Source organism: Rhodococcus sp. AZ1 (assembly GCF_054979605.1).
Genome location: NZ_JBUEQF010000012.1, coordinates 33,918 through 46,931 on the forward strand (window position 1 = coordinate 33,918; position 13,014 = coordinate 46,931).

At 72.3% G+C, this 13,014-nt stretch carries 9 protein-coding genes; 4 read left to right on the top strand and 5 right to left on the bottom strand.

Annotation, left to right across the window (positions count from 1 at the left end):
• Positions 1–3: 3 nt before the first annotated feature.
• Complete coding sequence (locus tag ACY48E_RS14330) at positions 4–705, bottom strand: class I SAM-dependent methyltransferase (protein ID WP_462872937.1); 702 nt, start codon at positions 703–705, stop codon at positions 4–6.
• Between the two features lie 114 nt (positions 706–819).
• Here ACY48E_RS14330 and ACY48E_RS14335 point away from each other — a divergent pair, with 114 nt between their 5' ends.
• Complete coding sequence (locus ACY48E_RS14335) at positions 820–2,109, top strand: glycosyltransferase family 4 protein (RefSeq protein WP_462872893.1); 1,290 nt, start codon at positions 820–822, stop codon at positions 2,107–2,109.
• Here the strand turns inward: ACY48E_RS14335 and ACY48E_RS14340 are convergent.
• A complete protein-coding gene (locus tag ACY48E_RS14340; RefSeq protein ID WP_462872894.1) occupies positions 2,008–3,726 on the bottom strand; it encodes a hypothetical protein in 1,719 nt (572 codons plus the stop codon). The genes ACY48E_RS14335 and ACY48E_RS14340 overlap by 102 nt on opposite strands.
• 83 nt (positions 3,727–3,809) lie before the next feature.
• Here ACY48E_RS14340 and ACY48E_RS14345 point away from each other — a divergent pair, with 83 nt between their 5' ends.
• Complete coding sequence (locus tag ACY48E_RS14345; RefSeq protein ID WP_462872938.1) at positions 3,810–4,991, top strand: polysaccharide biosynthesis protein; 1,182 nt, start codon at positions 3,810–3,812, stop codon at positions 4,989–4,991.
• Here ACY48E_RS14345 and ACY48E_RS14350 read toward each other — a convergent pair.
• The gene (locus tag ACY48E_RS14350) at positions 4,980–6,080 is read right to left on the bottom strand and encodes a PorA family protein (RefSeq protein WP_462872895.1); all 1,101 of its coding nucleotides are present in this window, start codon (positions 6,078–6,080) and stop codon (positions 4,980–4,982) included. The genes ACY48E_RS14345 and ACY48E_RS14350 overlap by 12 nt on opposite strands.
• Positions 6,081–6,173: 93 nt before the next feature.
• Between ACY48E_RS14350 and ACY48E_RS14355 the strand changes: the two genes are divergently transcribed.
• A complete protein-coding gene (locus ACY48E_RS14355) occupies positions 6,174–7,367 on the top strand; it encodes an acyltransferase family protein (RefSeq protein WP_462872896.1) in 1,194 nt (397 codons plus the stop codon).
• On the opposite strand, the gene ACY48E_RS14360 is transcribed toward ACY48E_RS14355, so the two are convergent.
• Both ACY48E_RS14360 and ACY48E_RS14365 read right to left on the bottom strand, forming a co-directional pair.
• Positions 7,256–11,530 carry an alpha-(1->3)-arabinofuranosyltransferase gene (locus ACY48E_RS14360; protein ID WP_462872939.1) on the bottom strand — a complete coding sequence of 1,425 codons (4,275 nt, stop codon included), beginning with the start codon at positions 11,528–11,530 and terminating at the stop codon, positions 7,256–7,258. The two genes, ACY48E_RS14355 and ACY48E_RS14360, sit on opposite strands and share 112 nt — an antisense overlap.
• Positions 11,527–11,697 carry a DUF2613 domain-containing protein gene (locus ACY48E_RS14365; protein WP_462872897.1) on the bottom strand — a complete coding sequence of 57 codons (171 nt, stop codon included), beginning with the start codon at positions 11,695–11,697 and terminating at the stop codon, positions 11,527–11,529. The genes ACY48E_RS14360 and ACY48E_RS14365 overlap by 4 nt, the downstream gene beginning before the upstream one ends.
• Before the next feature lie 46 nt (positions 11,698–11,743).
• Here ACY48E_RS14365 and ACY48E_RS14370 point away from each other — a divergent pair, with 46 nt between their 5' ends.
• Positions 11,744–12,991, top strand: a complete 1,248-nt coding sequence (locus ACY48E_RS14370) for a glycoside hydrolase family 3 N-terminal domain-containing protein (RefSeq protein WP_462872898.1) — start codon at positions 11,744–11,746, stop codon at positions 12,989–12,991.
• Positions 12,992–13,014: the final 23 nt, after the last annotated feature.

Genomic DNA, 13,014 nt, shown 5'->3' on the forward strand with positions numbered 1-13,014 from the left:
TGATCAGAGCGCCCGCAGCACCAGCACGAGGTTGCTCACCGCGACCTCACGCACCACCGGGATCGACACGCACCACCACGCCCAGTGCGGGTGGTACCGGGGGAACGCTCTCACCAGCGTTCCCCCGGTCGTCGTGGTCGCCCACCGCAGGCCCTGCGAGGCGCGGATGGGGAACAGTGAGCGGCCGTACCTGTTCTTCGGCTCGTGGCCGTGCCGCCTCTCGTAGCGGCGGGCCGCACGTTCGCCGCCGAGGAAGTGCCAGGGTCCGGTCTCGTGGCCGCCGAACGGACCCCACCACAGCGTGTACGAGAGCACCACGGTGCCGCCGGGACGCGTCACGCGCAGCATCTCCTCGGCCATGACCCACGGCTGCGCAATGTGCTCGGCGACGTTCGACGACAGGCACACGTCGACGGAGTTCGTGGCGAACGGCAGGGCCGTACCCGATCCACGCAGGGTGCTGTGCAGGTCGAGGCCGCCGGCGTGCATCTCGGCGGCATCGGGTTCGACGGAGATGTAGCGCGCGCCGAGCTGCGCGAAGGGTTCGGCGTAGAACTGCGGGCCACCACCGACGTCGAGAACCACGGCCCCGTCGATCCCGCCGGGAACCAGCCGTCGCACCATCTCGGCGGTGTCGACGGCGACGCCGCCGTAGAACCGTGCGGGATCACTCTGCTCGAAGCGGAAGGAGGTGAGCAGACGCATCGAGCGTGCGAGGGTCGCCCACCCGGCGAATTCTCGACGACCCGTCACAGGGAGCGATGGTACGGGCGGTCGCCGACCGGGCGCCCGCTGCGGGGTATCGGTTAGCGTGAGCGCGTGCGTGAGGTTCTCCTGCTGTGTTGGCGCGACTCCGACCACCCCCAGGGTGGCGGCAGTGAGCGCTACCTCGAGCACGTCGGTGCCGGTCTGGCCGCGCAGGGCATCTCGGTGACGCTGCGCACCGCGCACTATCGCGGCGCTGCCCGGCACGAGGTGCGCGGCGGCATGCACATCAGCCGCGGTGGCGGCCGCTTCACCGTCTACCCGCGGGCTCTCGGCGCGATCGTCGCGGGTCGTCTGGGTTTCGGTCCGCTGAAAGGCCTGGCTCCCGACGCCGTGATCGACACTCAGAACGGGATCCCCTTCTTCGCTCGCACGGTCGTCGGTGCGCCGGTGACCGTGCTGGTCCATCACTGCCACCGCGAGCAGTGGCCGGTGGCCGGGCGCGCGATGGCTCGGTTGGGGTGGTGGATCGAGTCCCGCCTGTCCCCCCGGGTTCACCGCGACGACCAGTATCTGACCGTCTCACTGCCCTCGGCGGCGGAGTTGATGGACCTCGGGATCGATCCCGGGCGGATTGCCGTGGTGCGCAACGGAATCGACCCTGTACCGGCCGCTGTCACCGCGGGCCACGCTCGAACGCGGAGCCCGCACCCCACGCTGACGGTGCTCTCGCGTCTGGTGCCGCACAAGCAGATCGAGGACGCGATCGACGTGCTCGCCGCCCTGCGTGGGCAGATACCGGGCCTGACCCTGGACGTGATCGGCGGCGGGTGGTGGGAGGACGTGTTGCGCGCGTACGCCGCCGACGCCGGTGTCGCCGATGCCGTCACCTTCCACGGCCATGTCGACGAGGAGAGCAAGCACCGCCTGCTCGCCCGCGCATGGGTGCATCTGCTGCCCTCCCGCAAGGAGGGGTGGGGCCTGGCGGTCATCGAGGCCGCCCAGCACGGGGTGGCCACCGTCGGCTACCGCTCCTCGCGTGGGCTCACCGATTCCGTCGTCGACGGGGTCACCGGCGTGCTGGTCGGCGGCACCGATCGTGACGACGAGGTACGAGCGCTCACCGTTGCCGCTCGCGAGCTGGTCCTCGACGACGGGTTGCGCACCGAACTCGGCGAGAACGCGCGGGCCCGCACCGGGGAGTTCTCCTGGTCGACGTGCTCGGACGGGGTGGGGCAGGTGTTGCGCTCGACGGTGCGCGGGCAGTCGGTGTCCGGCCTGGTCGGGCGCGGCCCGGTGGGCTCAGCCGTGGCGGGGGCGGCGCGCGCGGTGACCGGCGAGCGCAGCGAGGCCGCCACCGAGGATCAGCGCGGCCCACACCGCATGGCCGGCGAGCCCGCGTAGCCGCGCCGATCGATCCGGGCCGATCACCGTGGTGTTCGGCACCCGGTACAGCGCAAGGTTGTCGTCGTCGAACACGGGCTCGAGCCCGGCGAGGGTGCGCGCGGATTCGCCCATCGGGCCCGGGGTGCGCTTCTGGACCAGGATCCACCCGACGCCGAGCCGGGCGGGTACCTCGATCCCCGATCCACTCAGCAGCGCCGCCTCGACCTGCCCGGCTCGGGTTCCCTCCCCGGCCACGGCGGTCCCGCCAACGGTGAGCTCGCCGGTGGTCAGCACCGGCGCCCGCAGGAACCGCGGCGCCGGATCGAGCGTCGGCACCCCGTTCGCCCACTCGAAGCGTCGATACGACCCGGCCGGGAGCACGGCCACATCCCCGTCGCCCGCGGTCACCTCGCGGGCCACCACCGTCCACGACGACGGGTACTGCACGGGGCTCAGGGCACCGCCCACGCCCCACACCAGGTCCGGCAGTGCCACGAGCACTGCGGCGACCGTGGCGGCGACGCGCGCACGTCCACCGAGGTAGCGCGCGCCCACGTGCACACCGGCGGCGGCGGCGAGGGCGAGCGCGGGCATCCACAGCGCCACCCACTTCTGCCCGTCCCGCCCGAGCCCGGCACCGGGGAGGTTGCGCGCTGCGAACTCGCCGAGGTCGATGCCCCACCCCGTGGCCCCGAAGGCGGCGACGGCCACCGAGGCCACCCCCACCATCACCACCGCCGCGATCGCCCGCGTGCGCCCGAGCCACAGGCGGCCCGCACCGATGCCCGCCACCACCAGCAGCAGCACCGTGCCCACCACCGCGAACAGCGTTGTGCGCGAGGCGGGTACGGCGTCGGCGTTCCAGATTCCGCCCAGACCCAGCAGGCTTCCGAGGGTGCCGAGGCCGGGCTCCGCGCGCGCCGCGAACGCCGCAACGCCGGACGGGTCCGAGCCGGTCCCCGCACCCGTCGTCAGGGTCGCCACCAGCCACGGGGTCGCGGCGGCCAGCCCGATCGCCACGGCGCCCGGCACATGGCGCGGGCGCCCGGCGATCGTGAGCACGGCCAGGGCCATCACCGTCGCCAGGATCGAGCCGGTGGGGGTCAGGGCCGCGACGCCGACGGAGACGGCCAGCAACCCCCACCCGCCGCGTCGGCTCCGCGTGATCGCCACCGCCGCCGTCACCACCCACGGCAGCGCCGCGTACCCGATCAGCAGGCTCCACTGGCCCTGCAGCAGGCGTTCGGCCACGTACGGGTTCCACACCGCCACCGCGGCGGCCACCGCACCGGACGGCGCGCCGACCGTCGCGGAGTCCGCGAGCAGGGTTCGACTCATGTGCGCGGCACCCAACCCGGCAGCCCACAGGCCGAGCGCCAACGCCGCGGTCACCACGAGACCGCCGTCGAGGACCGTCGAGGCCGCCGCGACGGCCGCATCCTGCGGTATCGCCCGCGGTGCGGCGTCGGAGATACCCAGGGCGGAATCGGTGAGGAACGAGCGAGGGGTGGCCACGCCGTCGCGCCGGAACAGGTACCCGGGCTGCACCAGCAGCGGGCCGAGGACGATCGCGGTCAGCACCGCGGGCCACGCGCCGCGCCGAGCACGCGGCCACCACCGCACCCACTGATCCATGGTCGCCCACCCTAGATGGGCGGATGCGGTGCGATCATGGCTCGGTGACGGACCGGGTCGGCGCACGCAGCGCGGTGGGCGGGATGGCGGCGGTGACCGCGGGCTCGATGGTGGCCAACATCGCCTCCTACGTGCTGGCGTGGCGAGCGAGCGCGTGGCTCGGTCCGCTGGGCTACGGGGAGTTCGCGAGCCTGTCCGCTGCGCAGCTGGTGCTGGCCGTGCCCGCGCTCGCGCTGCAGACGGTGGTGGCTCGCGAGCGCGTCCACGGGCACCACCCGGCGGCGCTGCGCAGACTCACCGCGCAGGTGGCCGGTGTGGTCGCCGTGCTGGCCCTGGCAGGCGCACCGATCCTCGCCGCTCTGCTGCACACCTCGGCGTGGGCGTCGCTGGCCGCGCTGGCTGCGGCGCCGGCGCTGGTGCTGCTGGCCGGGGAGCAGGGGCTGCTGCAGGGCGCCTCCAGATTCGGAGCGCTCGCGCTGGTGCTCGCCGCCGCCGGTGCAGCGAAAGTTGTTCCGCCCATGGTGATCTCACTGACCATGGCGGGAACCGCGGCGGCGGCGGTGCCGGGGGCGCTCATCACCTCGGCGGCGGGGACGGCGCTGCTGGCCGTGCTCACGCGTACGGTCACCAGAACCCCACACGCTCTCCCGGACGCGGTGGGGGACGCGGGCGGTGGCCCCGGTGTGGCCGCGGTGCTCGCCGCATCGCAGGTGCAGTTGGTGATCGTCGCCCTCGCGTCGGTGGATCTGGTACTCGCCCGGGCGGTGCTCACCCGCGAGGACGCGGGGCTGTACGCGGTGGGCGCGGTGGTGGCCAAGGCCGCGTTCTGGTTACCGCAGTCGGTCGGTGTAGTGCTCTACCCGCGGATGGCCGATCCGCTGCGCTCGGCGCGGGCGGTGCGCACCGCAGTGGCGGTGCTGGTGGCCGTGGGCGCCGTGGTGGTGGCCGCGACGGCGGCGGCCGCTCCGCTGGCCCGGTTCGTCGTGCGTGCGGACTACCTGCCGGTGACGCCGCTGCTGTGGCTGTTCGCCGTCCAGGGCTCGGCGGTGGCGGTGGTGTCGGTGATCCTGCTGGGCGCCGTCGCCCGTCGTCGCACGCGCGCCGCCGTCGTGGCCTGGTTGGCCCTGACCGTCGAGATCGTGGTGATCACCCTGGTCGCACAGTCCGTGGCCGCGGCCATCACGATCGCAGCGCTCACGGCCCTGGCGACGGCGCTGCTCGCGTTCGCCGGTACCGTGCGCGAGCCCCGGGACCTACTTGCGTAGGTCGAGGCTGGGGAACACCTCGGTGGGAGCGTCGGGGTCACCCGGTCCGTCGTCGTCGAGCGGGTAGTCGGCCACCGGCTGCGCGGGTGCGGGCGGCGGGCGATGACGGAAGAACCACAGGTACGCGGCACCGAGGAGGGTAGCCAGGGCGATCACGCCGGCTGTGATCGGAACAACGCGCTTGGCCAGGGAGATCTGGTCTATACCGTCGCGGGCCTGCGACACGGCGTTCTCGACCGTGTTGGCGTCGAACCCGATGGTGGCCTTCAGCGCGTCGATCTCGGGGGTCTCGGCGCGGCGGGCGTAGTAGGCGTGCACCTGCTCCTCGCCCTTGACGATGACGCCCGTGGTGGGCTCGACGTAGATCTCACGCACCGTGGTGTAGAAGCGGGTCATCGTGATCACCGCGGCACCGCCGGGAACACCCCAGACGTCGGCGGGCAGGGCCAACTTGTCGGTGGGACTGCCGATCACCTTCGACAGGTCCGTCGGCGGGGTGGTCTGGGTGAACTTGTACACCGGAAGCCCGTTGACCTCGGTGTCCTCGACGTAGGTCATGTCGAAGGAGGCCGCGGCCCGAACATCGAAGTACTTGTACGTGGTCCGGTCGGTGCCGAAGGGAAGCTTGTAGGTGTACCCGTCGTGCGGGACGTCCTTGGCGGGCTTGTCACCGAGGGCCTGAATGCTGCCGGTGGGATCGGTGGGCAGACAGGTGGAGCGGTCGAGGGTGACGCGGTCCACGATGGCCGAGAGCAGGCCGGTGTCACCCTGCTTGTCGGTGCGCCGCAGCGTCTCCCCGGACTGCAAGGTCACCCGGTCGGCGTCCGAGGGCTCCTCGGCGGTGACGAACTTCTGCGACACCAGCGGCACGTTCTGATCGATGCGCACCCGCTGGCCCGACGTGATGGACGACGCATCGAGGACGGCGCCGGTTCCGGTGGAGACCGTGGTGTTCTCGATGTCGAGCGGATACTTCTCGAGGGCACCCACCGCGTATGCGGGAACCAGGATCGCCACGGCGAGAGCGAAAGTTCCGACGCCGACCAGCACCGACGTGGCGATGCGAGATCGCGCGGATCGTTCCGCCATGGTGTGGGCCTCCTGGGTCGACCGTGGATGAACCGCCCGCACTCGACGAGCGAGGTCACATTAACATCGACGCGCGAGGTGAGGAGTTCTGCGATGACCGTCGAGAGCAGTGCCACAGCGCGCCGCGGTTTCCTCCCCGCACTCGAGGGCCTGCGGGCCGCCGCGGCCCTCGGGGTGGTGCTCACCCACGTCGCGTTCCAGACCGGCACCACCGCTGCCCCCGTCGTCGGGCGCCTGCTGGGGCGCTTCGACCTCGCCGTCGCCGTGTTCTTCGCCCTTTCCGGGTTCCTGCTGTGGCGTCCGCACGCGGAGTCGGCGCGTGGACTCGGCAGCGCGCCGCCGTGGCGGACCTACCTGCTCTCGCGCGCCGTGCGAATCGTCCCGGCCTACGTGGTGGTGGTCGTGGTGGTGCTGGCACTTCTCCCGCAGGCCGGCGTCGGGTTGCGGGTGTGGGTGGCGAACCTGAGCTTCTCGCAGGTCTTCGTCCCGCTGACCCTCGCCCAGGGGCTCACCCAGATGTGGAGCCTGTCCGTCGAGGTGGCCTTCTACCTGGTGTTGCCGCTCCTGGCCGCGGCGATGGCCGCACTCTCCGGTTCGCGTGCGCACCTGCGCATCCCGGTGATCGCGGCCGTGGTGGTGCCGTCTCTGGGGTGGAGCTTCCTACCGATTCCGGTCAGCGACGGCACCAGCCTGCAGAACTGGCTGCCCGGCTATCTGGCGTGGTTTGCGGCCGGGATGATCGTGGCCGAGCTCGCGTGCTGCGCGCCCGGATCCGAGTCGGAGCCGAGCCGGGCCGCCCGGATTTCACGGCTGGTGAGTCGTCGCCGGCCGATGACGGTGATCGCTGCCGTCGCCTTCGGGCTCTCGGCCACCGACATCGCCGGGCCCGAAGGTCTGGTGGCCCCGGCGCCCTGGCAGTTCGCGATCAAGATCGCCCTCGGCGGCGTCCTCGCGTTCGCACTGCTGGCCCCCATCGTCCTCGGCGACGGGCAGCACCGCTGGTTGGCGGGCACGGTGGGTCGCACCCTCGGGCGCTGGTCGTACGGGATCTTCCTGTGGCACCTCGCCGTACTCGCGGTGGTGTTCCCGGCCTTCGCGATCGTGCCGTTCTCCGGGTCCTTCGTCACGGTGCTCGTGCTGACGGTCGTGCTGACCATCCCCGTCGCCTCGGCGAGTTACGCGCTGGTCGAGGAGCCGTCGCGCCGCGCGCTCGCACGGGTGAAGGCAGGCAGGTCCGCGAGAGCGGCCAGGGCGACGGCCACCACGGAGACCACCGCGGCCGCCTGAATCAGCGCACTGTGTCCGATGTACCCGTCGGGCGCGCGCCAGGGCGCCGTCGAGAGCATGGCGCCGGCCACCGACAGGCCCAGTCCGCCGGCGACGACGAGGACTCGTCGGCCCAGACGCCATGCCGCGCCCGCCAGAGCGGCAGCGATCACCGGTCCGAGTGCCCCGGTCAGTACCGCCGACGCGGCCACGACCGCGACCGTGCCGACCACGGCAGAACGCCACGGTCGAGGGGCCGGACCGGCGTCACCCGACGCGCGCCTGCGCACGAGCGCCAGGGCGAGCAGGGGGATCAGCAGCGCCAACCCCCCGAACAGCGCGATCCGATACCACCGATCGGCGGGAAAACTCAGCGTGAGCGGCCCCGAGGTGCCCGCCGGCACGATCCAGCCCTGCTGCCATCCGGAGACGACGACGGGGGTGAGCACCCGGCCACCCGCGGTGGTGGCAATCCAGCCGGGGTTGGTGCTCTCGGGCACCACGAGCAGCCGTTGCGTCGGCGACGGTCCCACAGTGACCTGCCGGGTCGAGGAGGTCCACTGGCCGGTACTCGCCGGCACCGGGAGCGGCGTGGGTCGGGGGAAGGCCAGTACCGGCGCCGCCCGCAGGTACAGGCGATCAACGGTGAAGGCCGTGCCGGGCGCCACCGTCACCTCCCGTGAGCCCGCGGGCAGCGGTACCGGGTTGGAGACGTCCGTGCCCACGGGAACGCCGCCGTCGCACAGCGTCGCCCGCACCGGGGCGCCGTCGAGCAGGTCCCCCACGGTGGTGCTGACGGCGGTCTGCGTGAGCTGCCCGGCGATGCGCAGTACCGGACCCTGGCTGCAGTCGAGGGTGATCCGGCGGCCGGGGTCGTAGGGGTCGGCGCCGATCACCGCTGTTCCCGAGCGCACCGCCACCTCGGCCAGACCCGGCGCCTGTGGCGCGGTGAACCCGAACCCGCCGCGATCGAGCGTCTGCGTCCACCCGGTGATGCTGATCGTGATCGTCGAGGTGAGCGTGGGGAACAGGGAGATCGAGGTGAGGGTGGAGTCGAGGTCGCGGACCTGCGGACCCGATCCGAGATTGACGGTGACCTGCGTGGCGCGGGCCGGCAGCTCGCCGAGGCTGCGCGAGATGTCGAGGCCGGTCACCAGTGTCGGTCGCGGCAGCGTGATGCGCGCCGTCGGGGCAGCGCCGGAGGGCGAGCCGACGGTCGATTGCGGCGCGGTCCACGTGGTGTTCGGGTTGCCGTCGGTGAGCGCGAACGCCGAACCGCGCGGATCCCCCACGTCCGAGTCCGCGACGGCCCGCGGCCGCCCGGGGTCGGCGATCAGGTCCTCGAGAGCCGGCCCGGGACGTGCGCGCACCCACAGCTCGGGTGTCACCGCGGTTCCGCGGGGTACGTCCAGGGTGCGCTCGAACGTCCCGGACTCCTCGGGCGCGAGCGCCAGACCGCTCCCGCACCGCACGCGCTCGGCCGTGCGGACACACGCTGAGCGGCCGGGGAACTCCTGCGCGAGATCCCATCCGGTCACCGCCGCACCCGGTGTGGTGGGCGGCAGCACGGTGTGGTGGGCGATCGGGATCGCCGTGGCGACGCCGGTGGTGTAGTCCTCGATCGAGACCTCGGCGATGCCGAACTGGATCCCGGCGCTGTCGTCCTGTGTCTGGGCGGCGGTGATGCGGATCCACGATGTCGGGCCCGGTGGGATCGAGACGGTCACCGGCGTCCCCGGCTCGGTGACGCGCGCCGCGGTGGTGCCGTTGGCGGTGCTGATCTCGAGCCACTTCACCGGCGACCCGGCCGCGGCGGCCGAGGTGGTCACCGTCAACAGTCCGGCCGTCATGGGCCGTTCCAGATCGATCCGAAGCCATTGCCCCACAGCGGATTCGAGTCCATTACTGGTCCACGCGGTGGCGGGGTCACCATCGACGACGGCGGCCGTCCCGGTGCCGGGTGCGGTCCCACCGAGCTGCGTGGCGTCCGCCGACGAGCTCGACGCGGTGATCCGCGCACCCGACCACGATCCCTGCACCAGCGGCTGCCCGTCGGCGGCCGGGTAGTCGGGCACCCGGTTGAGTGTGCGCCGCGGGTCGTCGGGCGCGCGGAGCGCCGAACTGTGGTTGTCCACCTGGCCGAAGTCGCTCTCGCGGTCGGTGGGGGTGTCGGTGGCCAGCACCCGCTCGACGGGCAGCCCCGCTGCGCGGGCATCGGCGCTGAGCAACACCGGCCCGACGGGGGTGGCGTCGATACCTCCGCTGACCCGTCGTGCGTTCAGTCGCTCGAGCACCTCGGGTCCGCCGTCGACGCGCGGGACGGTGTCGGCGTCGACGAGGTACGGGCCGGTGACTCCGGTGTCGGTGAAACTGTTCACCGCGTAGATCTCGATGGCTCGATACCGCGGCGAGAGGTCGCCGTCGTAGACGAACCCCTCGACTCGGGGCGGGCCCACGAGATCGCCGAACTCGGCGACCTTGCTCAGGCCCGGTGAGTTGTCGATGCTCTGGTGCACCAGGGACGGGCGCGGGGACCGGGCAGCTTCGGCGTCGAGATCGTTGCGCACCACCAGGTATCGAATGTTCTGCCCGAGGAGGGTGTCGGCCAGCCCGGCGGAGGGTCGCCCGTCGGAGAGCAGCCGCTGCACCGAATCCAGCGCACGGATCGCCCCCGGCGGAACAAGGGGAACGGCGTCGCGCACGGCCCACGGCGTCGACGCCAAGGCCTGCAGCGGTTCGTCGCGAGTGACGCCCCAGAACTGTGCGGCCGTCGGTGCGCCGGGAACGACGAGCGCACGAGGTTCGTCGGCGGCCCCGGTGCCCGTGCGATCGCTCTCGGCGCGCAGCCAGGCCGCCGCCTGCGGCCAGAAGTCCGCAACCGCCGGGTACGCGCCCGGCGGCGCCAGGCGTGCGGTCCACACCAGCGACGTCGCGAGCACCAGCGCCACCGTCACCAGCGAGCCCACCGCGGTGATCGGATTGCGCTCGGGGTGGACGAACGATTCGCGGGCCCGGGCGAGCGGCACGGCGCCGGGGAAGGGCACCCTGCCCAGGAGATGGGCGAGCCCGAGCACGACGGGCAGTCGAACGAGCGGTTCGAGCTTGTGCACGTTGCGCAGCGGCGCCCCGGCACCGTCGAGGAACGCGCGCACCGGCTCGGCGATCGGTGACCCGGCCCCGCCCACGTACCCCGCCCCCATCCCCACCAGCCCGACCAGCAGGATCAGCGCCCAACGCCCGCGCGCGGGCATCGACCGCATGCACAGCCCCGCCAGACCCGCGGCGGCCACCGCCGCCGTCATCAGGACGGCCACCGGCTGCGTCACCAGCACCGCCCCGGCCACACGGTCGGGGGAGACGAACGGGGTCCAGCTGGCCGTTCCGCGCAGCACCTCGGTGAGCGAGGTCCACTCGGTGGTGGTGCCGGAGGACTCGATGAAGTTCAGGAACGGCGGGCTGACCCCGGCGAGCAGCAGCAGGGGCACCATCCACCACGTCGTCGCGACCAGCAGGGCGGGCAGCCACCACGCGGTGAAGCGCCACCACCGCCGGTTGGGGCGGTGCGCGATCCACCACAGGACGGCGGGCAGGGTTGCGGCGGCCGTGGCGACGGCGTTGACCGAGCCCATGGCGGCGACGGCCACCGCGGACGACGCCGCGGCCACCCGCAGGTTCACGCGGTCGGGCGATCCCAGGGCCCGCACCACCGGGATCAGCACCCACGGTGCCAGCATGATGGGCCAGGATTCGGAGCTGATCGATCCGAGTGTGGTCAACACCCGCGGCGCGAACGCGAATGCGACCCCGGCCAGCACTCGCGACACCGGGGAGCCGATGCGCAGCGCCTCGGCCAGTCGCACGATTCCCCAGAACCCGAGGAAGAGCAGCAGGCCCCACCACGCTCGCTGGGTGAGCCACGCGGGCAGACCGATCAGGTCACCGACGACGAAGAAGGCCCCGTGCGGGAAGAAGTAGCCGTACGCCTGGTTCTGTACCTGGCCGAACGTGGCCTGGGAGTTCCACAGATGCGCTGCGCGGCCCAGGAAGCCCGTGGGGTTCTGCGTGAGGTCGTACTTGGTGTCGGGGACGATGAACCCGGGAGTCTGAACAGTGGCGATCAGCAGCGAGAGCGCCGCCGCGAGGACAGCCCACCGACGACGGACGGGCGCGTACTGCTCGGTCAGCGTGTGCCGTACTCGACCTGGTTGAGCAGCGAGGACGTGGCATTACCCGTGCGATCGATGCTGGGCCGGGTGTTCTGAGCCAGGGCTGCGGTGCCGCCGAAGACCAGCGCGGCTCCCAGGACTGCACCGACGACGGCGCTGATGGCGACGGGCACGGCTGGCTTCATGGGCAACAAACTATCACCATCGGGCCTCGGTGTTAGCGTGGCGATCATGGCTTCACCCCGCCCGGTCACCGCGGTCTCGACGACGGTCCGGTTGGCTCGGGTTCGGCGGGCGGTGGCCCTGGTCTCGGTGGTCGGCCTGGCTGCGGCATGCGGGTCGGTATCCGGTTCGCCGGTCGCCGCCCCGACCTCCCTTCCCGCCGCGTCGTCCCCCGCCGCGTCCCCCGCGCTCCCCGGTTCGAGCGCCCAGCCGTCCCCGGGTACCCAGCCGACCCCGAGCGCACAGTCGGCGGCGTGCGCGGCGTTCCTCGCCCCGCTGACTCTGCGGCAGAAGTTGGCACAGCTGATCATGGTCGGGGTGACCGGTACCGCCGATGCGGTGGCGGTGACCAGGGCCGAGAACCCGGGTGGGATCTTCGTGGGCAGCTTCACCGACCTGTCGATGCTCACCAGCGGGGGTGTGGCGCAGGTGCAGGCTGCGGCCAGGATTCCCGTCGCCGTCTCCATCGACGAGGAGGGTGGACGGGTCTCGCGACTGCGCAGCCTCCTCCCCGCGGACCCGTCGGCGCGCGAGACGGCCGCGACGATGACCGTCGATCAGACCTACGCGATGGCGCTCGAACGGGGTCGCGCACTGCAGAAGTTCGGGATCACCGTCGATTTCGCGCCCGACGTCGATGTCAGCAGTCAGCCCGACGACGCCGTCATCGGCGATCGGTCGTACTCGAACGATCCGGCGACGGTGGTGGCGTACGCGGGTGCGTTCGCGCGCGGGCTGCGTGATGCGGGGGTGTTCCCGGTGATCAAGCACTTCCCCGGTCACGGGTCGAGTTCGGGTGACTCGCACACCGGCGCGGTGAGCGTGCCGCCGCTGGCGCAGTTGCAGACCAAGGACCTCGTGCCCTTCCGCGACCTCGTCGCCTCCGGTGTGGGAGTCATGGTCGGGCACCTCGACGTGCCGAACCTCACCACGCCCGGTCTGCCCGCGAGCCTGAGCGCGCAGGCGATGTCGTTGCTGCGCGAGGGTGCGGGATACGGAGCGCCCCCGTTCGACGGACCGATCTACACCGACGACCTGTCCGGGATGGCGGCGATCACCGACCGGCTCGGTATCGACGAGGCGGTATCGACGGCGTTGGGTGCGGGCGCGGACGTCGCGCTGTGGCTGAGCACGAACGATGTTCCGGCGGTGCTCGATCACCTCGAGCAGTCGGTGGCGTCGGGGGTTCTCGATCGTGGGCGCATCGACGCCTCGGTGCTGCGGGTGGCCCGCGCCAAGGGCGTCGTCTCCTGCTGATTCGCTGTTCTTACTCCGCAGTA